Annotated in this window: 19 protein-coding genes, 1 tRNA gene and 1 pseudogene; 5 read left to right on the forward strand and 16 right to left on the reverse strand. The window is 71.3% G+C overall.

Annotated features, from left to right (window positions below):
• Positions 1–6: 6 nt before the first annotated feature.
• Positions 7–1,479 carry an aldehyde dehydrogenase gene (locus ACFVDP_RS12675; protein WP_383487633.1) on the reverse strand — a complete coding sequence of 491 codons (1,473 nt, stop codon included), beginning with the start codon at positions 1,477–1,479 and terminating at the stop codon, positions 7–9.
• A gap of 179 nt (positions 1,480–1,658) precedes the next feature.
• Between ACFVDP_RS12675 and ACFVDP_RS12680 the strand changes: the two genes are divergently transcribed.
• Positions 1,659–2,270 carry a TetR/AcrR family transcriptional regulator gene (locus tag ACFVDP_RS12680; protein WP_383487636.1) on the forward strand — a complete coding sequence of 204 codons (612 nt, stop codon included), beginning with the start codon at positions 1,659–1,661 and terminating at the stop codon, positions 2,268–2,270.
• A gap of 28 nt (positions 2,271–2,298) precedes the next feature.
• On the opposite strand, the gene ACFVDP_RS12685 is transcribed toward ACFVDP_RS12680, so the two are convergent.
• From ACFVDP_RS12685 to ACFVDP_RS12720, 8 genes are all read right to left on the reverse strand, one after another.
• Entirely contained in the window at positions 2,299–3,216 is a 918-nt protein-coding gene (locus tag ACFVDP_RS12685; RefSeq protein WP_383487639.1) for a LysR family transcriptional regulator, read from the reverse strand.
• Positions 3,217–3,256: 40 nt separating this feature from the next.
• Positions 3,257–4,627 carry an MFS transporter gene (locus ACFVDP_RS12690; protein WP_383487642.1) on the reverse strand — a complete coding sequence of 457 codons (1,371 nt, stop codon included), beginning with the start codon at positions 4,625–4,627 and terminating at the stop codon, positions 3,257–3,259.
• A complete protein-coding gene (locus tag ACFVDP_RS12695; protein WP_383487644.1) occupies positions 4,624–5,772 on the reverse strand; it encodes a M20 family metallopeptidase in 1,149 nt (382 codons plus the stop codon). The genes ACFVDP_RS12690 and ACFVDP_RS12695 overlap by 4 nt, the downstream gene beginning before the upstream one ends.
• A complete protein-coding gene (locus ACFVDP_RS12700) occupies positions 5,769–6,443 on the reverse strand; it encodes a DUF1028 domain-containing protein (RefSeq protein WP_383487647.1) in 675 nt (224 codons plus the stop codon). The genes ACFVDP_RS12695 and ACFVDP_RS12700 overlap by 4 nt, the downstream gene beginning before the upstream one ends.
• Positions 6,440–6,886 carry a RidA family protein gene (locus ACFVDP_RS12705; RefSeq protein WP_383487650.1) on the reverse strand — a complete coding sequence of 149 codons (447 nt, stop codon included), beginning with the start codon at positions 6,884–6,886 and terminating at the stop codon, positions 6,440–6,442. Before ACFVDP_RS12705 ends, ACFVDP_RS12700 begins: the two co-directional genes overlap by 4 nt.
• Before the next feature lie 12 nt (positions 6,887–6,898).
• Positions 6,899–8,161 (reverse strand): flavin-containing monooxygenase, encoded by a 1,263-nt coding sequence (locus ACFVDP_RS12710; RefSeq protein WP_383487653.1) that lies wholly within the window; start codon positions 8,159–8,161, stop codon positions 6,899–6,901.
• A gap of 150 nt (positions 8,162–8,311) precedes the next feature.
• A complete protein-coding gene (locus ACFVDP_RS12715) occupies positions 8,312–8,830 on the reverse strand; it encodes a GNAT family N-acetyltransferase (protein ID WP_383487656.1) in 519 nt (172 codons plus the stop codon).
• A 182-nt stretch (positions 8,831–9,012) separates the two neighbouring features.
• Positions 9,013–9,086 (reverse strand) — tRNA-Pro (locus ACFVDP_RS12720).
• A gap of 129 nt (positions 9,087–9,215) precedes the next feature.
• On the opposite strand from ACFVDP_RS12720, the gene ACFVDP_RS12725 reads away from it, so the two are divergent.
• Positions 9,216–9,704, forward strand: a complete 489-nt coding sequence (locus tag ACFVDP_RS12725) for a DUF309 domain-containing protein (RefSeq protein WP_383487659.1) — start codon at positions 9,216–9,218, stop codon at positions 9,702–9,704.
• 76 nt (positions 9,705–9,780) lie between these two features.
• Positions 9,781–11,856, forward strand: coding sequence for an MDR family MFS transporter (locus ACFVDP_RS12730; RefSeq protein WP_383487662.1), 2,076 nt, complete (start codon positions 9,781–9,783; stop codon positions 11,854–11,856).
• Positions 11,857–11,860: 4 nt separating this feature from the next.
• Here the strand turns inward: ACFVDP_RS12730 and ACFVDP_RS12735 are convergent, their stop codons facing one another.
• The gene (locus ACFVDP_RS12735; protein WP_383487664.1) at positions 11,861–12,625 is read right to left on the reverse strand and encodes a sulfite exporter TauE/SafE family protein; all 765 of its coding nucleotides are present in this window, start codon (positions 12,623–12,625) and stop codon (positions 11,861–11,863) included.
• A 166-nt stretch (positions 12,626–12,791) separates the two neighbouring features.
• Between ACFVDP_RS12735 and argG the strand changes: the two genes are divergently transcribed.
• A complete protein-coding gene (argG, locus tag ACFVDP_RS12740; RefSeq protein WP_383487667.1) occupies positions 12,792–14,219 on the forward strand; it encodes an argininosuccinate synthase in 1,428 nt (475 codons plus the stop codon).
• 214 nt (positions 14,220–14,433) lie between these two features.
• Here argG and ACFVDP_RS12745 read toward each other — a convergent pair whose 3' ends face one another.
• From ACFVDP_RS12745 to ACFVDP_RS12760, 4 genes are all read right to left on the reverse strand, one after another.
• A complete protein-coding gene (locus tag ACFVDP_RS12745; protein ID WP_383487669.1) occupies positions 14,434–15,951 on the reverse strand; it encodes a long-chain fatty acid--CoA ligase in 1,518 nt (505 codons plus the stop codon).
• An 86-nt stretch (positions 15,952–16,037) separates the two neighbouring features.
• The gene (locus tag ACFVDP_RS12750) at positions 16,038–17,225 is read right to left on the reverse strand and encodes a thiolase family protein (protein ID WP_383487672.1); all 1,188 of its coding nucleotides are present in this window, start codon (positions 17,223–17,225) and stop codon (positions 16,038–16,040) included.
• A 300-nt stretch (positions 17,226–17,525) separates the two neighbouring features.
• Entirely contained in the window at positions 17,526–18,164 is a 639-nt protein-coding gene (locus ACFVDP_RS12755) for a LuxR C-terminal-related transcriptional regulator (RefSeq protein ID WP_383488526.1), read from the reverse strand.
• On the reverse strand, positions 18,161–19,915 hold the full coding sequence (locus ACFVDP_RS12760; protein ID WP_383487675.1) for a sensor histidine kinase: 1,755 nt from the start codon (positions 19,913–19,915) through the stop codon (positions 18,161–18,163). The genes ACFVDP_RS12755 and ACFVDP_RS12760 overlap by 4 nt, the downstream gene beginning before the upstream one ends.
• A gap of 153 nt (positions 19,916–20,068) precedes the next feature.
• Here ACFVDP_RS12760 and ACFVDP_RS12765 point away from each other — a divergent pair, with 153 nt between their 5' ends.
• Entirely contained in the window at positions 20,069–23,134 is a 3,066-nt protein-coding gene (locus ACFVDP_RS12765) for an NACHT domain-containing protein (RefSeq protein ID WP_383487678.1), read from the forward strand.
• Here ACFVDP_RS12765 and ACFVDP_RS12770 read toward each other — a convergent pair.
• Both ACFVDP_RS12770 and ACFVDP_RS12775 read right to left on the reverse strand, forming a co-directional pair.
• A pseudogene (locus ACFVDP_RS12770) lies at positions 23,107–23,788 on the reverse strand (ATP-binding cassette domain-containing protein). The gene ACFVDP_RS12765 and the pseudogene ACFVDP_RS12770 sit on opposite strands and share 28 nt — an antisense overlap.
• A 199-nt stretch (positions 23,789–23,987) precedes the next feature.
• Positions 23,988–24,320, reverse strand: a complete 333-nt coding sequence (locus ACFVDP_RS12775) for a hypothetical protein (protein WP_383487681.1) — start codon at positions 24,318–24,320, stop codon at positions 23,988–23,990.
• Positions 24,321–25,496 lie beyond the last annotated feature (1,176 nt).

The following is a 25,496-nucleotide window of genomic DNA, read 5'->3' on the forward strand; positions in this document are numbered from 1 at the left end:
GGCTGCTCATCCGTAGGTGATCCAGGTGGTCTTCAGACCCGTGTACTTGTCGAAGGAGTGCAGGGAGAGGTCGCGCCCGTGGCCGGACTGCTTGAAGCCGCCGAACGGTGTGACCGGGCTGAGCGCGTCGACGGTGTTGACCGAGACGGTGCCCGCGTGGAGGGCGTCGGCGACGCGGTGCGCGCGGCCGAGGTCGCGGGTCCACACGGACGCGGCCAAGCCGTACGCGCAGTCGTTGGCGAGATGAACGGCCTCCGCCTCGTCGCGGAAGGGCAGGACGGTCAGGACGGGCCCGAACAACTCCTCGCGCACGAGCGGGGATCCGGGCGTCAGGCCGGTGACGACGGTCGGATCGACGTAGGCGCCCTCGCGCTCGGGCCGGGTGCCGCCGCAGGCGAGCGTGCCGCCCGAGGCGCGCACCGCGGCGAGGACCCGTTCGGCCTGCGCCTCGTCGACCAGCGGGCCGAGCCGGGTGGCGGGGTCGAGCGGGTCGCCGGGCAGCCAGGTGCGGGCGTGCGCGGCGACGCGGGCGGTGAACTCCTCGGCGACCGAGGCGTCGACCAGCAGCCGGGTGTTGGCGGAGCACACCTGTCCGGCGTTGTAGGCGAAGCCCCAGGCGGCGCGTTCCGCTGCGGCGTCGAGGTCGGCGTCGGCGAAGACCACGTTGGGGCTCTTGCCGCCGGCCTCGGGCCACACCTGCTTCATGTTCGACTCGGCCGAGTAGGCGAGGAAGCGCTTGGCGACGGCGGTGGAGCCGGTGAACACGAGGGTGTCGACGTCCGGGTGCAGCCCGAGCGCACGGCCGGTCACCTCGCCGGGTCCGGGCACCACGTTCAGGACGCCGTCGGGAAGTCCCGCCTCGGCGGCCAGTTCGGCGAGGAGAAGGGCCGAGAGCGGTGACTGCTCGGCGGGCTTGAGGACGACGCTGTTGCCCGCGGCGAGTGCGGGCGCGAGCTTCCAACTCGCGATGTCCAGGGGAAAGTTCCACGGCACCACCGCGCCGACGACGCCCAGCGGGGCACGCCGCACCAGGGCGAGGTTCCCCGGCGGGGCGGGCGCGATCTCGTCATAGAGCTTGTCGACGGCTTCGGCGTACCAGGCGAAGACGCCGGCGGCGCCGGGCACGTCGGTGCCGAAGGACTCGGCGATGGGCTTGCCCATGTCGAGGGTGTCGCAGAGCGCGAGCTCCTCGCCGTGCACGTCGATCAGCCGGGCCAGCTCCAGCAGGACGCGCTTGCGTTCGGCGGGGGCGGCGCGCGACCAGCGGCCGTCGTCGAAGGACGTGCGGGCGGCGGACACCGCGCGGTCGACGTCGGCGGAGGTGGCGACCGCCACGTCCGCGGTGGTCTTTCCGGTGGCGGGGTCGATGGTGGGGAGCGTGCCGCCGTCGGCCGGGTCGGCCCAGCGTCCGTCGATGAAGAGGCGGGTGCGCGGGACGAGTTCGGCGGCGCGCTGCCGCCAGTGCGAGTGCGTCGTCATGCGGGACCTTCGGTTGCGCACGGCGCGGGCGCCGTACGGAAGCCTTCCGGGCCGAGTGCTGCGCCGTCGGCTCCGGCTAGTTCTTTGACGCTGGATTCAAACAATGCGTCAGGGGTACGTCAATGGCCTGAGCGCGATCCGCTTGATTTACCTGAACGAAGTAACAGAGAATTAACCGCATGGGGAAACTGGGCAGACCGAAGAACCAGACGGCGCGGCGCGAGGCGCTCGTGGACGCGGCGGGCCGGGCCATCACGGAGCGGGGTCTGGAGGGCCTGCGCATCAAGGACATCGCGGAGGAGGCCGGCATGTCCGCGGGGTCGGTCCTCTACTACTACCCGGAGCTGGACGAGCTGGTCCTTGAGGTGCACCGGGGCGCGGTCGAGCGCTTCCTCGCGGCCCGGCACGCGGTCACCGACGAGGTGGCCGACCCGGTGGCGCGGCTGCGGGCGCTGATCGCGTCCGGGTTGCCGTCCGCCCCGGACGACGCGACGCACGGGCTGCTCTACGAGCTGCACGGCCGGGCGGACCGCAGCGCCGGGCACGCCGCGCTGATGGCGTCGCTGTTCTCCAGCGAGGTGGGCTTGTACACGACCGTGCTCGAAGTGGGCGCGGCGACCGGGGTGTTCACCCTGAGCGCGCCGGTCGGCGACCTGGCCAGGAACCTGGTGGCGCTGGAGGACGGCTTCGGTCTGCACATCGTGAGCCGCAACGCCGGTCTGACCCGCACCGAGGCGCAGCGTCTGATCCGTGTCCAGGCGCGGGCGGTGACGGGCTGCCCCGAGCTGTGACGGCTCAGCGGCTCAGCAGTTGCGCGGCTCAGCCGCCGTCGGCGATGTCCCGCAGGACGTCCATCACGGCGCGGGCGCGGGCCGACTGCGCCACCCCGTCGACCGAGGCGATCCTGACCTCCAACGGACGTCCGGCGTCGCGGAGTTCGAGTTCCGCGAGTTCGCCGCCGCCGTAGGTCGACCGGATCGTGGGGCGCTGGTTGAGCACGGAGTAGCCGAGGCCGCTGGCCACCATCGAGCGGACGGTCTCGTAGCTGCGGGTGCGGTAGCGGACGTCGGGCGCGGTGCCGGTGGCGGTGACGAGGGCGCGGAAGTAGTCGCGGCTGTGCGGGAGGTCGAGGAGGACGAGGGGTTCCGCGGCGAGTTCGGCGAGGCTCACGCTGTCCCGGCCCGCCAGCGGGTGGTCCGCCGCCACGATGACGTAGGCGGGGGCGCGGGCGATCGTCTCGCTGTGCACCTCCGGTTCGGTGGACAGGCCCAGGTCGTAGGTGAGGGCGAAGTCGATGCGGCCGGCGGTCAGCGCCTCGACGAGCTGGTCCGCCTCCGCCTCGACGACGTCGATCTCGATGCCGGGGTGGCGGCGCGTGCACTCGCTGAACAGGCGCGGCAGGTAGTACGGGGCCAGGGTGACGAAGCAGCCGACGCTGACCGGCCCGGACAGGGCGGGGCCGTCGCCGCGCGCCTCCCGTTCCATCTCGCGGGCGCGGGCCAGCAGATCCCTGGCCTGCTGCCGCAGGCGCTCACCCGCGGGGGTCAGGGTCAGACCCCGGCCCCGGCGGCGGATGAACAGCTGCACCTGGAGGTCGCGCTCCAGACCGGTGACGGCGGCGGACACGGCGGACTGCGCGATGTGGAGCTGCGCCGACGCCTCCGTCATCGATCCGTGCTCGGCGGCGACCAGGAAGTAGCGCAGCTGAACGAGGGTGAATCCGGGTGGTGTCGTCATGCGGGGCCCCTGTGCCGGTGAAGCGGGTACGGGCCCGACTCTAAGCCGGACGCTCACCGGGCTCCGACACGTCCTCGGCCACGTCGTCGGCCACGTCCTCGGCGTGCAGCAGCGACGACCCGACGGTCTCCTTCAGGGAGAGCGCGGCGATCAGGCCGCCCGCCGCGAAGATCATGAGGTACGGCCCCGGCACCAGCGTGCTGCCCGTCGCGGAGATGAGCAGGGTCAGCAGGTAGGGCACGGTGCCCGCGAAGAGGGCGGCCGTCACGTTGTACGCGATGGACAGGCCGCTCTGCCGGGTGCGCGTGGGGAACGTCTCCGCCGACCACACCGCGTACGTACCGAGGATCGCCGCCAGGATCGCGCCGAGTGTCAGACCGGCGATCCAGGTCCCGGTCAGGCCGGTCCGCATCAGCCAGAAGGCGGGCGTCGACAGGAGGAACAGGGCGGCCGTCGCGCCGATGAAGACGGGTTTGCGTCCCACCCGGTCGGACAGCGCGCCGAACTGTGGCACGAGCACCAGGCCGAGGAGCGAGATGCCGGTGGAGAGCAGCGCCGCGCTGTCGGCGGACTGGCCGAGGTGGTCCGTCTCGTAGGTGACCAGGTAGGTCAGGACCGCGTAGAACGGGACGTGCATCGCGGTCATCAGGCCCGCCGCCTGGAGGAGTTGGCGGCGGTGGGAGCGCAGCAGCTCGCGGACGGGGCTGCGCGGGACGGTGTCGTTGCTCTCCAGCGCGCGGTATTCGGGGGTGTCCTCGATCCGGTTGCGGATGACCACGCCGATCACGCCGAGCGGCGCCGCGACGAGGAACGGGATGCGCCAGCCCCAGGCGGTGAGCTGCGCGTCGTCGAGGCAGGTGGACAGCAGCAGGAAGACGAACGATCCGGCGAGGAAGCCGAGCAGTGAGCCGACCTCCAGCCAGCTCACCCCGAATCCGCGGCGGCGGCGCGGCGCGCTCTCGGCGAGGAAGCTGGCCGCGCTGCCGAACTCGCCGCCCGCGGCGAAGCCCTGGACCAGCCGCAGGAGGACCAGGAGCACGGGGGCGGCGATGCCGATGGAGTCGTAGCCGGGGAGCAGGCCGATGGTGAGGGTCGCGCCCGACATCAGGAAGATGACCAGGGACAGGGTGCGCTTGCGGCCGATCCGGTCGCCGAGCGGGCCGAGGACCAGGGCGCCGACCGGCCGGATGCCGAACGAGACGGCGAAGACGCCGAACACGGCGAGCAGCCCGGTGGTGCGGTCCTCGGCGGGGAAGAAGACGGTCGCGACGGTGTCGGCGAGATAGGCGTACGCGGCCCAGTCGAACCAGTGCACGAAGACGCCGACGGCGCCGGCGGCCACGCTCCTGCGCAGGGTGGCCGGGTCGGCGGGCCCGTCCACCGCCGGGGACTCGGTCTCGGTCGTGGTCACGTCGCTGCCTCCTCGGGTACGGCCCGGTCCACCGCGGTCCAGGCAAGGGCGACAGCCGCGTCGAGCAGCGCCCGCCGTGCCTCGTCGCCGACGCAGTGCGCGGCGAACTCCCGCTGATGGTTGGTGGCGGGCAGGGAACCGATGCCGATGTAGGGGTGGATGGCGGGCACCACCTGCGAGACGTTGCCCATGTCGGTGGAGGCGCGGTTCATGCGCGCGGCCTGCCCCGGCGGCGCGAACTCCCGCCCCAGGGCGACGGCGTTGGCCCGGTAGTGGGCGAGTGCGGTCTCGTCCGCGCGGAACTCGGCGTACGGCTTGCTCTCGGGTTCGATCTCCAGCGCGCAGCCCGTGGCGAGGGCGCCCGCCTCGAAGGCACGCATCACGCGGGGTTCGAGCTCGGCGAGTTCGGCGAGCGTCTCGGCCCGCACGTACCAGCGGCCCGACGACCGCTCGGGGATGGCGTTCGGGGCGTCCCCGGCGTGCGTCACCACGCCGTGCACCCGTGCCGACGAAGGGAGTTGCTGGCGCAGCAGGCCGATGGCGACCTGGGCGACGGTGAAGGCGTCGGCCGCGTTCACCCCGGACTCGGGGTAGGCGGCGGCGTGCGCCGACTTCCCGGTGTACGAGATCTTGGAATGGCTCACGGCGAACGGGCGGGCCTCCGCCACGTCGACCGGCGCGGGGTGCGCCATCATCGCGAGGTCGACGCCGGCGAAGGCGCCGCGTTCGAGGAGTTCGATCTTGCCGCCGCCGCCTTCCTCGGCCGGGGTTCCGTAGACCTCCACGGTGAGCCCCGCGTCGTCGGCGACTGCGGCGAGCCCGAGCGCCGCGCCGACGGAACTCGCCGCGATCAGGTTGTGCCCGCAGGCGTGGCCGAGGCCGGGCAGCGCGTCGTACTCGGCGCACAGCGCGACGCGCACGGGCCCGCTGCCGAACCGTGCGTGGAACGCCGTGTCGAGCCCGAGGTAGGAGGCGGTGACGTCGAATCCGGCGCGACTCAGCAGCTCCGGGACGCGGGCGGCCGCCCGGTGTTCCTCCCACGCGGTCTCGGGGTCGGCGTGCAACTGCTCTGAGAGCGCGATGAGTTCGTCGGCGTGCCGGTCGACCGCCTGCCGGGCCGCCTTCTTCAGAGCGCGGCCGTTCACCGGTCCCCCGGCACGCCGTAGGACGGGGCAGAGGCCGGATCGAGGCCGCGCCGCACATAGTCGTCACGCTGCGGCAGCCATACGTCGATCAGTTCACCGAGCCGGTCGACGGGGTCGTCGGCCCAGTCGACGCGCAGGTCGGTCACCCGCCAGTCCACGTCGGCGACGACCGCGAGCCCGGCGGAGTGCACGGGCCCCTCCTCGCCCCCTGCCGCGACGGCCGCCTTCATGGCGGCGATCAGCCGCTCCTCCAGCTCGCCGGTGGCGGCCGCGTATGCGTCGACGAGGACGCGCGGAATGTGCTCGCCGGACAGCATGTTGCCCGCGGCCACCGCGCCGTCGACGGCGACGGCGGCGTGCGTGCCGAGCGTGTGCGGGCCGCTGTAGGCGACCCCGGGGCCGGTGCGTCCGAGGACCGTCAACTGCCGGTAGGCGATGGTCTTCTGATGCCGCTTCTCGCCCGTGACCTCGGCCAGGGCGCGCTCCGCGTCGCCGTGTTCGGCGAGCCCGTCGAGCAGGCTCGTGCCGAGGGTCGGGTCGGTGATGTTCTGCGAGGACGCGGCGCCCACGCCGGGCCGCAGATGGACGACGCGGGCGGCGACGGCCGGGCTCGACGAGCTGGCCGCGATGCCGAACCGGTCACCGTCGCGTACCACCAGGGAGAACGTCATGCTCGCTCCCCCTTCGGCAGCACGGCGACCGCGTCGATCTCGCACAGCCACTCCGGGCGGGCGAGGGCGGAGACGACGACGCCCGTGGAGATCGGATACACGCCCTTCGTCCACCGCCCGACCGTGCGGTACACGGCCTCGCGGTAGCGCGGGTCGATGAGGTAGATCGTCAGCTTGACCAGGTGTTCCATCCGGCTGCCCGCCTCTTCGAGCAGCATCTTGATGTTCGCCATGGCCCGCTCGGCCTGTGCCTCGGCGTCGCCGACGCCGACGGATTCACTGGTGTCGAGGTCCTGGCCGATCTGGCCGCGGACGTACACCGTGTCGCCCGCGACGACGGCCTGGCAGAGGTCGTTGTCGAGGCTCTGCTCGGGATAGGTGTCACGGGTGTTGAACGGCCGGATCCGGGTGTGCCCGCCGGCCACGATCGGGGCGTTGGCCATGCTCTGTGCTCCTCAGCTGCTTGCGGGGTTGCTCTCGTACGCGAGGTATCCGCGCCGGGTGGTGATGTGGTCGGCGACGTACTTGGCGTCGTGCCAGACGCCCCAGATGAAGCTCGATCCGCGCCGGGACAGCCAGGGCAGCCCGAGGAAGTAGACGCCCGGCTCGCGGGAGACCCCACGGCTCTGGGCGGGCCGGCCGTCCTCGTCGTACGCGTCGACGTCGAGCCAGGAGTAGTCGGCGGCGAAGCCGGTCGCCCACACGATCGACGTGACACCGGCCCCGGCGAGGTCGAGTTCGAGCCGGGGGTCGGTCAGGCACTCGGGATCGGCACCGAGGACATGGGCCTCGGGCTCCTCGGGGAGGTCGAGCCCGTTGCGCTCGGCGTACGCGTCGGCCGCCCGGAGCAGGCCCAGGTACTTCTCGTCGCCGAGCGCGATGTTCGTGGCGAGGTCGGGGGCGAACCGGAGCACGCCGTCGTCGTACGACGCGGTCATCCCGACGAGTTCGACGCCGGTGCCCGCCAGCGCGCGGAAGTCCACGGTGTGCCCGCCGCGGGCGCCGCTGACAGCGATGGTCACGTGGGCGGCGCCCTGCGGCGGCGTGGTCAGGTCCCACAGCCCGAGCACACCGAGCCACCAGCAGAAGTCACGGCCGCGGTACTGGCGCGGCGGCCGGTCGTGCGGCCCCACGGAGAGCAGCACCCGCCGGCCCGACCTGCGCAGTTCGTCGGCGATCTGGACCCCCGACGAGCCCGCGCCCACCACCAGCACGGCGCCGTCGGGGAGTTGGTCCGGGTTGCGGTACTCGCTGGAGTGGATCTGCGTCGGGACCGCGCCGTCCGGCACGACCGGCGGAATCACGGGCCGCTGGAACGGTCCGGTCGCCGCGACGACGAACCGCGCGTCGATGCCGCCCTCGGACGTCTCGACCCGGAAACCGGGACGGCCCTGGTTCTTGCGTACGCGCGTCACCTCGACGCCGCACCGCACGGGGGCGTCGATCTTCTCCGCGTAGGCGGAGAAGTACTCGGCGACCTGCTCCTTCGTGGCGAAGCCGTCGGGGGCGACGTCGGGAAACTCCAGGTTCGGGAACCGGTCGTGCCACGCGGGCCCGTTCGCGACCAGGGAGTCCCAGCGCTGGGAACGCCATCGCTCGGCGATCCGGTCCCGTTCCAGCACGATGTGCGGGATGCCCTGCGCCCCCAGGTGCTCGCTCATCGCTATGCCGGCCTGACCCGCGCCGACCACCACAACATCCGTCTGCTCACTGGGCATTTCGACCTCCACTCACGCGGCGGCCGATGCCGCGGCGCCGCTGTGGACATCCTTCGGCGAGGCTCGAAGTTCTGTCCAACAGTTGTTTCAGCGGAGAGCGTTCTGATTTTCAGATGCAGAAGGGCGGTTCGCCGGCCGAAAACGCCTGTCTCACACGAGGTCGTCGCGGAGCAGGCTGTAGCGCACGACGTCCCGCCACTGCCCGTCGCGGAACACGAAGCTGCGCTGCACGCCCTCGCGGGTGAAACCCGACTTCTCCAGTGCGCGCTGCTCGGCGATGTTCCCGCGCTCGGTGTCCGCCTCGAGCCTGACGACCGGCGTGTGCGCGAACAGGTACCGCGTCAGCAGCCGCTGAGCCTGTGTGCCGGCACCCCGGCCCCGGGCTTCCGACAGCAGTTGGGCTCCGATGTTCCAGCAGTAGGAGCTCCGTGAGGTCGTGGCCTTCCGCCATGCCACGAAGCCGAGCCGGTCGGTGCCGGCCACCACCATCAGCTGACCGCCGTCGGCATTCAGCAGTCCGTCCTGCGCCCAGCGCCGCCGCCAGACCCCCGGATCCGACCAGCCCAGCCACTGGAAAGGACCAGCCGCCTCCGGTTCGGTCAGGAACCGCTCGAGCACCGGAAGGTCATCCTCGGCCACTGGACGCAAAATCACGGCTTCGTCGCTCATCGCGTCACTCTAAAGGTGCCGCGCGCGACCGCGAACCGGCCATCTCCTGCACATGGCTGGGGTGTTGAGTACGCCGCGCTGACACAGGTCGGGGAAATAAGGTCCCCAACCGATCCCCGACAACGATCAAAGGCCGGTCTCGGATTTCTCCGAAACCGGCCCTGAACTGCGACTGTCTCCAGTCGGGACGACAGGATTTGAACCTGCGACCCCTTGACCCCCAGTCAAGTGCGCTACCAAGCTGCGCCACGTCCCGATGTCGATCGTCTTGCGGCCCACTGTTTCCGGGCCCCTTCGGCGGCGACAGGAAGAACATTACCCCAAGCTCAAGGGTGGTTTGAAACCGGTTCCGCGGGCTCTGCGCGCCGTGGGCGAGAATCGGGGGATGAGCACCGATCGCAGCGCAGGCCGGGACCGCGACGCCGAGGGCCGGGCCCGTAACGCTCGGCCCCGTGACGGCCTGGGGCGGCCGCTGCCCTACGGCGCCCCCGGTGTCGACCGGCAGCCCGAGGGGGTGGTGCGTACGCCCGCGGAGACCGTCGCCGAGGCGCAGGCGTTGCTCGACGCCGGGCGGCCCTTTCATGCGCACGAGGTCTTCGAGGACGCGTGGAAGTCGGGGCCCCGGGAGCAGCGCGAGCTGTGGCGCGGGCTGGCCCAGGCGGCCGTGGGGCTGACGCACGCGGCCCGCGGGAACGCGACGGGCGGGGCCCGGCTGCTGCGCCGGGGCGCGGACGCGCTGCTCGCCTGGCCGGGGGCCGCGCCGGCCGGTCTGGATGTGCCGGCGGTGGCGGCCTGGGCCCGGTCGCTGGCGGACCGGGTGGAGCGGGAGGGCCGCCCCGTGGACGCGGCCGCCTGCGCGCCCCGGCTCGGCTGAGGCCGGGCGACCGGCGCGTCACCGATCCGGCCCCCACCCGCATGCGGCCCCGACACGCTGATGTGACCCTGCGAGGGTGACCACCACCACGGCTGAAGCCGCCACCCCGGCCCCACCGGTACTGGACAAGCGCCGCCGGAACGTCGTCTTCGTGACGATCATGCTCGGCATGCTGCTCGCGGCCCTGGACCAGACGATCGTCGGCACGGCCCTGCCGACGATCGTCTCGGATCTGGGCGGCGCGGCCCACATGTCGTGGGTGGTCACCGCGTACCTGCTCGCGGAGACAGTGGCCACGGTCCTGGTCGGCAAGTTCGGTGACCTGTTCGGCCGCAAGGTCGTCTTCCAGGTGTCGGCGATCGTCTTCATCACGGGCTCGTTCCTGTGTGGCCTCGCCACGAACATGTCGCTGCTCATCATCTGGCGGGCGATGCAGGGCATCGGCGCCGGTGGCCTCATGGTCACGGCGATGGCGCTGATCGCCGACGTCATCCCGCTGCGCGAGCGCGGCAAGTACCAGGGTGCGATCGGCGCGGTGTTCGGCGTCTCGACGGTCATCGGACCACTGCTCGGCGGACTGTTCACGGACCATCTGACCTGGCGCTGGGCGTTCTACGTGAACGTACCGATCGCGATCGTGGTGGTCATCGCGGCGGCCCGCACCATCCCGGTGGTGAAGTCGGCGGCGCGGCCCGTCATCGACTATCTCGGCATCGCCTTCGTCGCGATCGGGGCGAGCGCCCTGATCCTGGCGACGAGCTGGGGCGGCAACGAGTACGCGTGGGGCTCCGGCGTCATCATCGGCCTGTTCGCGGGCGGCCTCGTGGCGCTCGGCCTGTTCTGCTGGGTGGAGACCCGGGCGGCCGAACCGATGCTGCCGATGCGGCTGTTCGCCAACCCGGTCTTCACGGTCTGCTCGATCCTCAGCTTCATCGTCGGCTTCGCGATGCTGGGCGCGCTGACGTTCCTGCCGACGTACCTGCAGTACGTGGACGGGGACTCCGCCACCATCTCCGGCGTGCGCACGCTGCCGATGGTGATCGGCCTGCTGATCGCGTCGGTCTTCTCCGGCAACGTCGTCAGCAAGACCGGCAAGTACCGGATCTTCCCGATCGTCGGTTCGCTCGTCATGGGTCTCGGCCTGTACCTGCTCTCCCTGATGGGGCCCTCGTCCTCGGCCTGGCTGGAGTCGCTGTACATGTTCGTGCTCGGTCTCGGGATCGGGCTGTCCATGCAGGTGCTCACCATCGCCGTGCAGAACACCGTCGAGTACGAGGATCTGGGCACGGCCACGTCCGGGGTGACCTTCTTCCGTACGCTCGGCAGCTCCTTCGGCACCGCGGTGTTCGGCACGATCTACGCCAACACCCTGAAGCCGAACCTGAGCGACGGCGTCGCGGAGGCGGCGCGCTCCGGCACCGGGATCGATCCGGCGGCGCTCGCCAAGGCCGCGCAGAGCCCGGAGGGGCTGCACGCGCTGCCGGCGGCGGCGCGCGAGCCGATCGCGCAGGCGTACGCGGACTCGCTGCACACGGTGTTCCTGTGGACGGTGCCGGTGGCGGTCATCGGGTTCGTCGTGGCGCTCTTCCTCAAGCAGGTGCAGCTGCGCGACACGGCGCGAGCCGGTTCCACGGACATGGGTGAGGGCTTCGCCCAGCCCTCCACCGGTGATTCGTCGCACCTGCTGGAGCGGGCCGTGGGCAACATCGTGAAGTCCTCGAACCTGGAGACCGCGCGAAGGATCCTCGACGCCTCCGACAGCCGTCTGGACATGGCCGGCTCGTGGGCCGTGATGCAGGTGGAGTTCTATACGCGGATGGTCGGACACGCCTCGCTGGGCATGATCGCGGCCCGCCGCAGGGTGCCGCCCGAGGTGCTCGTGCCGGTGTTCCAGCGGATGGTCGACGAGGGCTATCTGACGCGTACGGGCTCGTACTTCTCGCACACGGCCGCGGGCGAGCGGGAGGCGGACGTGCTCAACCGCGCGTGGGGCGACTGGCTGAGCAAGCAGGTCGAGGCCGACCTCGGCCGGCCGCCGGGCGCGGACCTGCGGGCGGCGGTCGACTCGATCGCCAAGCGGCTGCTGGTCGAGGACCTCGCGCAGGGGCTGCCGCACCAGACCGCCCCGGAGCGTTCGACGGTGGCCTCCTGAGCGGTCAGCGCAGGAGGAGCTGGAGACCGCCGAGCACCGTCGCCGCGATCACCAGTTGCTCGAAGAGGCGCTGGTTGATGCGGTTCACCGCCACCTTGCCGATGAGCGCGCCCGGTACGACGAAGGCGACCAGTGCCGCGTCCAGCAGGAGCGAGCGGCCGTCGATGAGGCCGAGGCCCACGCTGAAGGGCACCTTCGCGGAGTTCACGATGAGGAAGAACCACGCGGAGGTGCCGAGGAACCCCAGCTTCTTGAACCCGGCGGACAGCAGATACATCGACATCACCGGGCCGCCCGCGTTGGCGACCATCGTGGTGAAGCCGCCGAGCACGCCGTACGAGCCCGCCTTCACGCGGGCCGCGCGCGTCGGGTTCGCCTCGGGCCTGGGCGCCTCGGCACGCCTGCGCCGCCAGACGGTGACGGCGGCCATCACCAGCAGGATGACGCCGATGGAGCCGCGGACCAGTCCGTCACCGGCGAAGGCGAGGAAGACGGTGCCGACGACCACGCCGCCGGCGACGGCCGGGAACAGCCGCCACAGGGTCGGCCAGTGCGCATGCCTGCGGTAGGTCAGGACCGCGAGGATGTCGCCGAAGATGAGGATCGGCAGCAGCACGCCGGTGGAGGCGCGGGCGGGCAGGATCGCGGCGAAGACGGCGAGGCTGACGGTGTTGGCCCCGCTGACGGCGGTCTTGGAGAAGCCCACCAGCAGGGCCGCGGCGGCCAGCGCCGTGAACCCCCACGGGGTGACGCCGAATATCTCGTGCATGTGGTCCATCTCCGCCTGTCCGGGGTCGCCGCCTGCCGCGCGTCCCGGGACACTTTCGCACTACACGCGTTCCGCGAAGAAGCAGACCCGACGAAGACCCGACGCAGGCCCAACGAAGACCCTCCCGGGCTTTGCATAACCATGAGTGGTGATGCATACTCTTCCTATGTCCAAGGTCCTCACTTCCCTTCCCGCCGGCGAGCGCGTCGGCATCGCCTTCTCGGGCGGCCTCGACACGTCCGTCGCGGTCGCGTGGATGCGCGACAAGGGCGCCGTCCCGTGCACCTACACCGCGAACATCGGTCAGTACGACGAGCCCGACATCGACTCGGTGCCCGGTCGCGCCAAGGCCTACGGCGCCGAGATCGCCCGCCTGGTCGACTGCCGCGAGGCGCTGGTCGAGGAGGGCCTGGCCGCGCTGACCTGCGGTGCGTTCCACATCCGCTCGGGCGGTCGCGCGTACTTCAACACGACGCCGCTGGGGCGCGCGGTCACCGGCACGCTCCTGGTGCGGGCGATGCTCGAGGACAACGTCCAGATCTGGGGCGACGGCTCGACGTACAAGGGCAACGACATCGAGCGGTTCTACCGCTACGGCCTGCTGGCCAACCCGAACCTGCGGATCTACAAGCCCTGGCTCGACGCGGGCTTCGTGGCCGAGCTGGGCGGCCGCCAGGAGATGTCGGAGTGGCTGGTCGCCCACGACCTGCCGTACCGGGACTCCGCGGAGAAGGCGTACTCCACCGACGCCAACATCTGGGGTGCCACGCACGAGGCGAAGATCCTGGAGCACCTGGACACGGGTGTGGAGACGGTCGAGCCGATCATGGGCGTGAAGTTCTGGGACCAGTCGGTGGAGATCCCCACCGAGGACGTCACCATCGGCTTCAAGGAAGGCCGCCCGGTCACCATCAACGGCAAGGAGTTCGCCTCCGCCGTCGACCTGGTGATGGAGGCCAACGCCATCGGCGGCCGGCACGGCATGGGCATGTCCGACCAGATCGAGAACCGGATCATCGAGGCCAAGAGCCGCGGCATCTACGAGGCGCCGGGCATGGCGCTGCTGCACGCCGCGTACGAGCGCCTGGTGAACGCGATCCACAACGAGGACACCCTCGCCCAGTACCACTCCGAGGGCCGGCGTCTCGGCCGTCTCATGTACGAGGGCCGCTGGCTGGACCCGCAGGCGCTGATGATCCGCGAGTCGCTGCAGCGCTGGGTCGGCGCCGCCGTCACCGGTGAGGTCACGCTGCGGCTGCGGCGCGGCGAGGACTACTCGATCCTCGACACGACGGGCCCCGCGTTCAGCTACCACCCGGACAAGCTGTCCATGGAGCGGACCGAGGACTCGGCGTTCGGGCCGGTGGACCGGATCGGCCAGCTCACCATGCGCAACCTCGACATCGCCGACTCGCGCGCCAAGCTGGAGCAGTACGCGGGTCTCGGGCTGCTCGGTGCCGGCGACTCGGCGCTCGGCGCCGGGCTCATCGGGGCGCTTCCGGAGGGCGGGGCGCAGGCCATCGCCTCTCGCGGTGAGGTGTCCGGGGAGGACGAGGCTCTGGACCGGGCCGCCATGGAATTCGGCACCGACTGACTCCGTCGGTTCAGCAGGGAGGACCGGGTCGGCACTGGGAGGTGTCGGCCCGGTCCTCTTTTGCGCCTACGGGGGTGGGTTCGGCTGTTGCGTCGGCGAGTGCGCGTTGGGTGTGGCTGAGCGCGCAGTTCCCCGCGCCCCTGACGGGGCGGGTGGACCCGTTCGTTCGCGGCTCACGGTTCCCTGGGGTTGCTCGCGCAGTTCCCCGCGCCCCTTACGGGGCGCTGTAGGTCGCCCTCAGTTCTCGCTTCAGGATCTTCATGCTCGGGCCCAGGGGGAGTTGGTCCGTGAGTTCGATGCGGCGGGGGTACTTGTGCTTGCCGAGGTGGTTCTTGGACCAGTCCTTGACGGCGGCGGTGTCCAGGGTCTCGCCCGGCTTCGGGACGATCACCGCGCAGATCTCCTCGCCGTGGACGGCGTCGGGGAGGCCGATCACCGCGGCGTGGCCGACGGCGGGGTGGCGCATGAGGACCTCTTCGACCTCGCGCGGGTACACGTTGTAGCCGCCGCGGATGATGATGTCCTTCTTGCGGTCGACGATGCGCAGGTAGCCGTCCGCGTCCTTGGTGCCGAGGTCGCCGGTGCGGAACCAGCCGTCCACCAGGGCCTCCGCGGTGGCCTCGGGACGGCCCAGGTAGCCGGTGAAGACGCAGTGGCCGCGGACGACGACCTCGCCCAGCTCGCCGGAGGCCAGCAGCTCCACCCGGTCCTCCACCTCCGCGCGGGCGATCTCCACGTCGACGCCCCACAGGGGGTGGCCGATCGTGCCGGGGCGGGCGCCGAAGACGGGCTGGTTGGCGGCGGCCGCGGGGGACGTCTCCGACAGGCCGTAGCCCTCGAAGATCGTGGCGCCGAACGCCTTCTCGAAGCCTTCGAGGACCGCCACCGGCAGTGAGGCGCCGCCCGAGACGCAGATCTTCAGGTCGGGGAGCCTGTCCGCGGCGGGCGCCGCCGCGAGCAGGTTCACGTACATGGTGGGGACGCCGTGGAACGTGTTCACGTTCTCCGTCACCATCAGGTCGATGGCGCGCGCCGCGTCGAAGCGCGGCAGCAGGACGAGGGTCGCGCCCGCGCGCCAGGTCGCGTTCATCGACACGGTCTGGCCGAAGGCGTGGAACAGCGGCAGCGCGCCGAGCGCGATGTCGTCGGCGGCGACGTCGTGGGCGTCGAAGGCGGACACCGTGGCGTTCATGACGAGGTTGAAGTGGGTCAGCTCGGCGCCCTTGGGGACGCCGGTGGTGCCGCTCGTGTAGAAGATGACGGCGGGGTCGTCGGCCTCACGGGTGACGTACGAGGTCAACGGCTCGGCGGCGGAGGTGAGTTGCTCCAGGTCGCCGCTCGCGCCGAGCGTCAGCATGCGGACTCCGGTCGCTTCTGCGGCCGCCGCGCCGACCGCCGCCTGCGCCGGGTGGCACAGCAGCACCGTCGCGCCGCTGTCCTTCAGGACGTGGCTGACCTCCTCCGCGGAAAGCAGCAGGTGGACGGGGACGACGACCGCGCCGGCCGCGAGCGCGGCGTAGTAGGCGCGCGGGAACTCGGCGGTGTTGGGTGCCATCAGGGCGACCCGGTCCCCCGGGCGGACGCCGAGGCCGGTCAGGGCGGCGGCCTGCTTGCGGGCCTGGAGCCACAACTCCTCGAAGGTGAGGCGCAGTTCGCCCTCGACGAGGCCGACCTTGATGGGACGGCGGCGGGCGTTCTCGGCGAGGATCGCGGCGAGGGAGAGGGTTGCCATGGCGGGTGGTGCTCCGTTCCGTACTGAACTCTGGTGCTGCGGTGAACCAGGTCGTGGGGCCCTCGGGCCCTTGGGGGTGCGGGCGTTCAGGCGCGCTCGACGAGGACCGCGCTGCCCTGGCCGACGCCGACGCACATGGTGGCGAGGCCGCGGGCCGCGCCGGTGCGGCGCAGGCGGTGCAGAAGCGTGGTGAGGATGCGGGCGCCCGAGCAGCCGAGCGGGTGGCCTAGGGCGATGGCGCCGCCGGTCGGGTTGACGAGGTCGGGGTCGATGCCGAGGCCGTCGACGCAGGCGAGGGCCTGGGCGGCGAAGGCCTCGTTGAACTCGGCCTCCTCGATGTCGGCGATCGTCCAGCCGACGCGCTTCAGCGCCTTCTGGGTGGCGGGGACCGGGCCGATGCCCATGACGTCGGGGTGCACTCCGGCCGAGGCGCCGGCGGCATAGCGGCCGAGCGAGACGAGCCCGAACTCCTCCAGGGCCTCCTCGCTGACCAGCAGCAGGCCCGCGGCGCCGTCGTTCATCGGCGAGGCGTTGCCCGCCGTCACCGAACCGCCCTTGCGGAACACGGGCCTGAGCCCGCCGAGCTTCTCCAGCGACGTATCGGGGCGGATGCATTCGTCGGCGTCGACGACCACGCCGTCGGGGCGGGTGACGGGCAGGATCTCGGCGTCGAACAGGCCGTCCTTGCGGGCGGCGGCGGCCCTCTGGTGGCTGCGGAGCGCGAACGCGTCCTGGCGCTCGCGCGAGATGCCGTACCGGTCGGCGACCTCTTCGGCGGTCTCCCCCATCGCGAGGACACCGTGCAGGTCCTTCATCCTCGGGTTGGTCAGGCGCCAGCCGAGCCGGGTGTCGTACGTCTGCATCGTGTGCGGCAGGGCCTCGTCGGGGCGCGGCAGCACGAACGGGGCGCGGCTCATCGACTCGGAGCCGCCCGCGAGCACGACGTCGGCCTCGCCCGCGGCGATCGTGCGGGCGGCGGCGGTGACGGCCTCCATGCCCGAGGCGCACAGGCGGTTCACGGTCGCGCCGGGCACCGTCTCGGGCAGGCCCGCGAGCAGGGCGGCCATCCGCGCGACGTTCCGGTTGTCCTCGCCCGCCTGGTTCGCGGCGCCCCAGTAGATGTCGTCGATCCGGGCCGGGTCGAGCGCGGGCGCGTCGGCGATCAGCGCCCTGACGACCGTCGCCGCGAGGTCGTCGGGCCGCACGGAGGACAGTGCGCCGCGGAGCTTCCCGATCGGGGTGCGGCGGGCGGCGGCGAAGTGAACGGGGCGCACAGTCAACTCCAGTGAACAGCCGGAACGCGGTTAATTAGCAGTGCTAGTTTTGGACTATAGACCCGCGTCGAGGCGACTGTGAAGAGGTCCGGGGTGACCAAATAGGGGCATGCCGTGACCAAAGAGGTAAGTGGGATTCCACATCTCAGGGCTGGCCCTGATGTCCCGCGCCGCGCGGCTGCCTAGTCTGGAGATCCGGCACCGCTCCGCGGACGACGTACGGGGGAGCACGGGGGAAACGGGGGAACGGGCGTCGTCTCCGGAGCGGGCAGCCGGGATCTCTTGAGCGACGCCGTGGCGTCAGCCGCGCAGGTAGGTGAGCACCGCCATGACCCGGCGGTGCTCCAGCAGATCGGGTTCCAGGCGCAGCTTGCCGAAGATGTTGCGGACGTGCGTCTCGACCGTCTTGCCGCCGATGACGAGTTTCTGTGCGATGGCCTCGTTCGATCGTCCTTCGGCCATCAGCGCCAGTACATCGCGTTCGCGTCCGGTGAGGTCGTCGAGCGGCCCCGGCAGCCGGGGCGCCTCCATCAGCCGGGTGACGACCAGCGGGTCCAGGACGGTCTCCCCCGCCGCGACCCGCTTGAGGGCGCCGCTCAGCTCGTCGATGTCGGCGACCCGCTCCTTCAGCAGATAGCCGAAGCCCTCGGGGTCGCGGGCCAGCGCCTGCACGGTCGAGGTGGTCTCCACGTACTGGGAGAGCAGGAGGACGCCGGTGCCGGGGTGCACGGCTCGGATCGCGGCCGCCGCGAGCAGTCCCTCGTCGGTGTGGGTGGGCGGCATCCGGATGTCGAGGAGCACGGCGTCGGGGGTGTGCTCGGCGACGAGCGCGAGCAGCGGCCCGGTGTCGCCGCAGGCCGCGGCCACCTCGATCCCCTCGTCGGTGAGGAGCCGCACGATGCCCTGCCGCAGGAGTGCCGAGTCCTCGGCCACGATCACGCGCACGGCAGCTCCGCCCTGATCCTGGTCCCGCCTCCGGCGGGGCTGTCGATGTGCAGGACGCCGTCGACGGCGGCGAGCCGGTCGGCGAGGCCGCGCAGGCCGGTGCCGTGGGCGGTGTCGACTCCCCCGACACCGTCGTCGACGGTCTCGACGACGAGCCGGTCGCCCTCCTGCCGGGCCGAGACGCTGACGGCGCGGGCGCCCGCGTGCTTGGCGGCGTTCGACAGGGTCTCGCAGACGGTGAAGTAGGCGGTGGTCTCGATGAGGGGGGCGTAGCGGCGCGGTTCGGCGGCGACGACGACGGGCAGCGCGGCCTCTTTCGCGAGGGCGTTGAGGGCCGGCGCGAGTCCTTCGCGGGTGAGGACTGCGGGGTGGATGCCCTGGGCGATGCCGCGGAGTTCCTCGATGGCCAGGCGCAGGCTCGACTCGGCCTCGTCGGCGGCGGCGCGCAGTGTGCCGTCGGGGTGTTCGGCGAGGCCGCGCTGCACCCGTCGTACCGACATGAGGGCGAAGACCAGGCGGGCCTGCGCCCCGTCGTGCAGGTCGCGCTCCAGGCGTCCGCGCTCGGCGTCGGCGGCCTGCACGATCCGGCTGGCCACGTCCTTGGCGCGGGTGCGCAGCCAGACGTTCTCCAGGGCGAGGCGGAGCGCGGCGGCGACGGACGCGAGGAGTTCGGGGTCGTCGTCGAGGGCCGGGTCGTGGTGGAGCAGGGCGAGCGGACGGCCGTCGGCGGCGCGCACCGGGGTGCGCCCGGGGCCGTCGGCGCCGACCTCGCGGCCGGACCCGTCGACGTAGGCCGCCCTCTCCTCGCGCCACAGGCCGAGGCGCAGCGTCGCGTCACCGAGGACGCGGACGAGGGCTTCGCGCACCCGGGCCGGATCGGGGTCCGTGCCGACGTCTATGACGAGGCCGCTGACCTCGGCGCGCTGGAGGTGCATGCGGAGCAGACCGGCAAGGAAGGCGAAGGGCACGGCGACCTGGGAGAGGTCGGAGAGCAGGTAGACGGCCTGTGCGGTGAGCGAGTCGGAGTCGCCGAACCAGGGGACGACGTAGAACAGCATGTCCCACATCAGGAAGACGACGGCGGTGCCGATGCCCACCCAGGCGGGCAGCAGCGCGCGGCGGCGGGCGGCCGAGGCGTGCCGCCAGCGCTGCACGATGGCCACGGCGGCGACGGCGGAGATGACCCAGCCCGCCGCGTGGTAGGCGGTGTCGAACGCGTCGAAGGCGCCGTTCCAGGCGGGCACCGCGATGAGGTTCGGGCCGCAGTCGACGCAGTCGAGGTACGTCGCGTCGGTGTTGAGCGCCGGGTCGAAGAGGAGCGTACGGATCAGCCCGCCGACGGCGACGAGGGCGTACGCGCCCTGCACGAGGCGGCGGGTGAGGACGGTGGTGAGGCGGCCTTCGGGGAAGGACAGCACGAGGTGCAGCAGCACCGCCATGTTCAGCGCTTCCCACCAGGCGCCGAAGCTGAACAGGGCCGGCACGGCAGAACCCTGGAGGTTGCCGAAGAACCAGGTGATGCCCTCGGCCGTCATCAGCGGACCGGTGTGGTTGGCGGGCCTGCGCCGCCAGGCGACGAGACCCGCGACCACGTAGGCGCCGCCGACCGCGAGGTCGCGGACGAGGTCCGACGCGGACGCGCCACTGCGGCCGTACGCCCATGTCCCGGCCGCCGCCGATACGGCGGCGAGGGCCGCGGCCCCGGTCAGGCGCAGCCGTAGCCTGCGCTCACCCTGACTGTCCACGCGCCACACCGTAAGCCATCGAGGCCACGGAGCGTAAACAGGTGAGGTACGTACTGCATCTTCCTGAACGTTGTCGCACCGTGCCGGGCCTCGTCTCCCTAGAGTTGTCAGGACGGGGCCGGTGGTCGGGCCGGCGGGACGACGGGGGTCGTGGTGGGGTCGCGCAGTGTGTTGTCGTTCGCGGACGCCCTGGCGTTGCTGGGTGTGGAATCGGCCCGGATCGCCGCTCTGGACAGGGCAGTTGGCGGTGCGCTGAATCTGGCGACCGGCGGGGCGAGCGGGATGCTGCTCGGGATGGTGTCGGGGCGCGGCCGGATCATCGGGGCCGGACGCGACGCCGTGCACGGTGTCGCCGAGCGGCTCGGGCGGGCCGGAAGACGGGCCGAACGGACCGAGGTGTTGCGGGCCGCGCACACAGTGATTGTGGTGGTGGCATGGTTCGAGGCGCTGGAGGAGGCGCGGCTGCCGTTCTCGCTCGACGATGTGGAGTTGACGCGGGGGGAGCAGTTGCGGTTGGTGGGGGCGGAGGGGGTTGCGGGGGACGATCTGGTGCGGGAACTGCTCTCCGCCGACGTGCTGTTCCCGGCGCCGCACCACCCGCCGGAATCTCTGACCACCGATCTCCAGTCGTTCTACGCGACGGTGTGCGATCGGTTCCGGCAGTTCCTGACCGGGCTGCGGGTCTGGGAGCAACTGCGAGACCAGGGGCAGTTCGAGGCCATGGCGGCACTGGACAGCGCGCTGGTCCGCGACGCTGTGCACAAATACAGCGACTTGTACGCCCAACTCGCTCTCGCCGCACCGGAGTTCAATCTCTGGATCACGCAGAACGAGCACCAGGCGACCCGCGCAGAGGTCCGCCGTTCCCTCGACGGCGTACGAACCCTGCTGGCCGACTCCGCCGCGCATCTCACTCCTCCCGTCGATGTCGCCGCGGCGCTGGCCCGGGCGCACATCGCCACTCTCGGGCGTCCGGTGCTCGACGCGACCACGGCGCCCGAGGGAATTCGCGTCCCGTCGTTGCGGGAGATGTATCTCGACCCGTACTTCCGGGTGGCGGAGCCGCAGGGGCAGTCGGGGCCGGCCGACGAGTCCTGGTGGCAGCGGTTCGAGGTGCACCAGAACCTGACGCGGTATCTCGCGGGCGCGCTCACCAACCCGGCTCTCGCGCACGCACCGCTCCTCGTCCTGGGGCAGCCCGGGGCGGGCAAGTCGGTGCTGACCCGGGTGCTCGCGGCGCGGCTGCCGGAGGCCGGGTTCCTGCCGGTCCGGGTGCCGCTGCGGGACGTACGCGCCGAGGACGAGCTCCAGGACCAGATCGAGCTGGCGGTGCGGGCGACGACGGGCGAGCGAACGACGTGGCCCGAGCTTGTCCGGTCCGCGGGCGGCTCGACGCCGGTGCTGCTCCTCGACGGCTTCGACGAACTGCTCCAGACCACGGGCGTGCACCACAACGACTTCCTGGTCCGTGTCGCCCGCTTCCAGCAGCGAGAGGCCGAGCAGGGCCGGTCCGTGCTGGCCGTGGTGACCAGCCGGACCACCGTCGCGGACCGGGCCCGCTACCCGGAGGGCATGGTGGCGCTGCGGCTTGAGCCGTTCCGCCCGGAGCAGATCCAGCGGTGGCTGGCCATCTGGAACGACGCCAACGCTCATGTTCTGAGACCGCTGAACTGGGAGGCTGTGGCTCAGCACGCCGAACTCGCCTCGCAGCCGCTGTTGTTGACGATGCTGGCGCTCTACGACGCCACGGAGGGCGGACTGAACCGGGACGGGGCTCCACTCGCCGTCACCGAGTTGTACGAAGAGCTGCTGTCCTCGTTCGCGCGACGCGAGGTGGGCAAGTCGACCCGGGACGCGGTGCCGGACGCCGAGACCGAGGGGCGCGTCGAGCAGGAGCTGCAACGGCTGTCGCTGGTCGCCTTCGCCCTGCTCAACCGGCGCCGCCAGTGGGTGTCGGCGGCCGAGTTGGACGAGGACCTCACCGCGCTGCTCGGCAAGCACGCCTCCGTGTCCGCCGGTTTCCGCGCCCCGCTCGGGGCTGCCGAGATCGCGCTCGGCCGGTTCTTCTTCGTTCAGCGGGCCCAGTCGGTCCGTGGCGGCCAGGTTCTTGCGACGTACGAGTTCCTGCACGCGACGTTCGGCGAGTACCTGGCGGTCCGGCTCGCGGTGCGACTGCTCACGGACCTGATGGCGCAGCGCCCCGGCCTGTCGCTGGGCGAGAGCCGGATCGACGACGGCCTGGCGTACACGCTGCTGTCCTACGCGCCGCTGGCGTCGCGGCAGATGCTCCGGTTCCTGCGGGAACTGGCGGGGCAGATCCCACAGGTCGAACGCGGCCGGCTCGCGGACCAGTTGATCAAAGTGCTGCGCGAGCATCATCGGACCCGTACGGTCGAGGAGTATCCCGCCTACCGGCCCGACGATCTGCGTACGGCGGCCCGGCACGGCCTGTACGAGTCGAATCTCGTCCTGATGGTCCTGGTGCTGCGCGGGCGGACGACCGCAGCCGAGCTGTTCCCGGACGTGCAGGCGGCCGTGCACTCGTGGGGCCGGCACTGTCTGCTGTGGCGCTCCGCGATGGACGAGGCGCAGTGGACGGACTTCGCCCTGAGCTTCACGACACGGCGTTACTGGGGTGCGGACGGGACTCGGGCACTGGAGATCATTCTGCGGGAGGACCAGGTTCTTGAGCGTCCTGAGCCCATCGACGCCAACTGGCTGTTCGGGTTCGGCGAGGGAACCGGCGGGAGGACGTGGCAGCGCACGTACTGGGACGAGATCTGGCACAAGGTGTCCGTGACGGGCACCACGACGGACTCGATCGTCCGGCACACGATGGACCCGGTGTTCGCCAATCTGGGGGTCGCGGTCACCACCTTCACTCCGCGCTCCGCAGAGCCCGCGACATCCGTCGCGCACAGCCTGCTGCGTCTTCTTCTCGACGACGTCACGGCGATGTCCGACGCGGAGTTGAACGACTTGTACAGACGCGTGCACGCCGGTCTGGCCTTCCTGCCAGTGGGTGCTCCCCAGTTCGCGAGAATCTGCGACGTGCTGTTCACGGCGCGTGAGCGGGACCGCGCCCGCATTCGGCACGAGACGAGCGATGCGCTCGACACCCTTGTACGGAGTCTCGACCCCGGGGACATCACGAATCCGATGGACCCTCTGCGCCGCGTGCTCCGGCACCACTATCCCGCGCTCTTCGACACCCCCTGACCCTCGACGCGATCCCCCCGAATCAGCTCAAGCACCCGACTCCGCAACCCCGTGAACCGCGCATCCGCCCGCGTCCCCAACTGATCCCGCTCCAAAGGAAGTTCCACCACAACCTCCTCCCTGATCACCGTCGGCGACTTGCTCAGCACCAGCACCCGTTCCCCCAGATACACGGCCTCGTCGATGTCGTGCGTCACGAAGAGCACCGTCATCCCCCGCTCCCGCCACAGCCCGGGTCTGCGCGTCCACGGCCGCGAACGGCTCGTCCATCAACAACACCTCGGGCTCGTAGGCCAGGGCCCGCGCGATCGCGACGCGCTGCTGCATGCCGCCCGAGAGCTCCCACGGGTAGGCCCGGCCCGCGACCGGCGACCGGCGCTCGGCGCTCGTTAACTGGCTGATCGCGGCGCCGACGACGTACCCGCTGTTCGCGTCGCCGATCTGGAGCCTGCTCTCGATGGACTGGGCAACGGCGGTCGGGCCGTTCAGCACGTCGCTGATCGTCTGTTTCTTCAGCGTGGACGTGTTGTCGAGCTTCTTGGCCTGGCTGACGATCTCCGGATACTTCGGCTCTCGTACTCGACGTACATGGAACGTACGTACTCGTAGAACCCGTCCCGGTTCATGGTCACGAAGGCGTCTCCACGCTCCCATTCCTTACGGCCCATGAACATCGTGCCCCCGATCCAGCAGCGTGGTGAGCGCGCAGCGAACGACCGCGCCAACAGCAGCGCCGATCACAGCCAGGAAGCTCTTCTTCGCAAAATCGTCGCGTTCTGACTCAACGCGTCTACAGCGTCGTTGACGCGTATCGCCGGCCTACCGGCGGTGCCCTGCGGGCGGTGCTTCTCGCTCATGCACACGACGATGGAGCAGCGGCTGGCGTCCGGCACGTCTCCGGACTGTCCGGAGCCTGGCGGCCGGTGTGCCGCCACCGTCGCGGGTCGGCGAGGTCGGCGCGGGCGAGCGCGGCCTGCCGGAGCCGGTCCTGGTGGGCGATGCCGTCGGCGCAGGCGGTGAGCGCGGCTTCGACGGCGCGCATGGTGTCGATGATGTGCAGCCGAACGGGGACGGGGCGGTCGCCGAGCTTGAGCGGGTCGCGCTCTTGGGCGCGGGTGTGGGCGGCCTCGTGAGCGTTGTACTCCTGCTGCTCGGCGTCGCCTAGGCGGGCGAGGTGGCCCTTCAACCCGATTCCGAAGGCGCCGAGTTGTACGGGCGCGCCTGCGGCTTCGCGGAGGTCGGTCCAGTGGAGGACGATGGTGCGGCGGTGGGGTTCATCGGGTGCTCCTGTGGTGCGTGGGGCGGTACGTTGGGCCCACCGAATGGGGCGTGCGCTGGTCTGGGGAGACGTCGGGCGCGCGCCCCTTCGTTGTGTTCGCAGGGATGGGGGTATCCGGTCCGAATGAATCTTTCGAAGAGAGCGCGGTATGTCCTGATCGCGATAGCGATCTACGTCGTGATGGTCTTGGTTTGGCGCTTCAGCGGCATCGGTTGGTGGATGGCGCTGGGGATGGGGGTTGTCGCGACCCCGTTGGTGTTGTGGATGACGTGGCTGCGTCGGCGGCTCAATGAGCGGGCGAGGGAGTTCGGTCGACGCCACGGTCCCTTTGCGTGGCCAGAAGATCGTCGACGCTGAGGGTGGCGATCCTGGAGTACTTCTCCTCGGCGGTGTGGCCGTCCCACTGCGCCCGCGGGTCTTCGCCGGAGACGTGCTCGACGGCGACGAACAGGTCGGCGTCGCGCGGGGAGTTGTGCCACGACGCCTGCTGGCCACCGAGGTTGAGGTAGACGATCTGCCATCCGGGCTCGTCGATGTCCTCGGCCGGGGCGACAACGGCGCGGTGGTCATGGCGGCGAGGAGGGCGACGAGGCGGGCGCGTTCGCTGTACGCGCTGTCGCGCTCGGTCCCTGCTTGTTCGGCGCGGGCGTATAGGTCGTCGAGTTGGTCGCTGGTCAGGTCGTCCAGCGAGATGCGGTCGGTTGTAGCGGGCGGGGTGCGGGCGGGCTCGCCGGGTTCCACCCGCCCGCACTGGAGTTGGCCGGTTCGTGGAGTGGGGATCAGCCCGGGCTGGTTCATGCGGCGCTGCTCCTCGTCGAGGTCGTCGGGCACTTCGGACCGTGAGTGGTACCGCGGCTGACGAGCCATGCGTCGCAGCGGGATCCTGCGAGGATGGTGTCCAGGTCGGATGGCGGCGGCAGTGAGCCGGCGGGCGGTGCGGAGTGCGGGTGTCATCGGGCCCTCCTTCAGGGATAGTTGAGCGGCATGCAGACGTTTCGCTGGGCAGCTGTGGCGCTCGTGATCTCGGCGGTGTGGGGCGTGCTGGTGTGGGCGGTCTTGCGGGGGGTGTTCCATGCGGGGGAC

Source organism: Streptomyces sp. NPDC057694, from assembly GCF_042799415.1.
GTDB lineage: Bacteria > Actinomycetota > Actinomycetes > Streptomycetales > Streptomycetaceae > Streptomyces.

What these genes read in the sequence shown, in the direction of transcription:
- ACFVDP_RS12710 (WP_383487653.1), bottom strand. Translation starts at nt 8,161, where the DNA reads ATGCCCAGTGAGCAGACGGATGTTGTGGTGGTCGGCGCGGGTCAGGCC.
- ACFVDP_RS12675 (WP_383487633.1), bottom strand. Translation starts at nt 1,479, where the DNA reads ATGACGACGCACTCGCACTGGCGGCAGCGCGCCGCCGAACTCGTCCCG.
- ACFVDP_RS12715 (WP_383487656.1), bottom strand. Translation starts at nt 8,830, where the DNA reads ATGAGCGACGAAGCCGTGATTTTGCGTCCAGTGGCCGAGGATGACCTT.
- ACFVDP_RS12705 (WP_383487650.1), bottom strand. Translation starts at nt 6,886, where the DNA reads ATGGCCAACGCCCCGATCGTGGCCGGCGGGCACACCCGGATCCGGCCG.
- argG (WP_383487667.1), top strand. Translation starts at nt 12,792, where the DNA reads ATGTCCAAGGTCCTCACTTCCCTTCCCGCCGGCGAGCGCGTCGGCATC.
- ACFVDP_RS12685 (WP_383487639.1), bottom strand. Translation starts at nt 3,216, where the DNA reads ATGACGACACCACCCGGATTCACCCTCGTTCAGCTGCGCTACTTCCTG.
- ACFVDP_RS12700 (WP_383487647.1), bottom strand. Translation starts at nt 6,443, where the DNA reads ATGACGTTCTCCCTGGTGGTACGCGACGGTGACCGGTTCGGCATCGCG.
- ACFVDP_RS12725 (WP_383487659.1), top strand. Translation starts at nt 9,216, where the DNA reads ATGAGCACCGATCGCAGCGCAGGCCGGGACCGCGACGCCGAGGGCCGG.
- ACFVDP_RS12680 (WP_383487636.1), top strand. Translation starts at nt 1,659, where the DNA reads ATGGGGAAACTGGGCAGACCGAAGAACCAGACGGCGCGGCGCGAGGCG.
- ACFVDP_RS12745 (WP_383487669.1), bottom strand. Translation starts at nt 15,951, where the DNA reads ATGGCAACCCTCTCCCTCGCCGCGATCCTCGCCGAGAACGCCCGCCGC.
- ACFVDP_RS12735 (WP_383487664.1), bottom strand. Translation starts at nt 12,625, where the DNA reads ATGCACGAGATATTCGGCGTCACCCCGTGGGGGTTCACGGCGCTGGCC.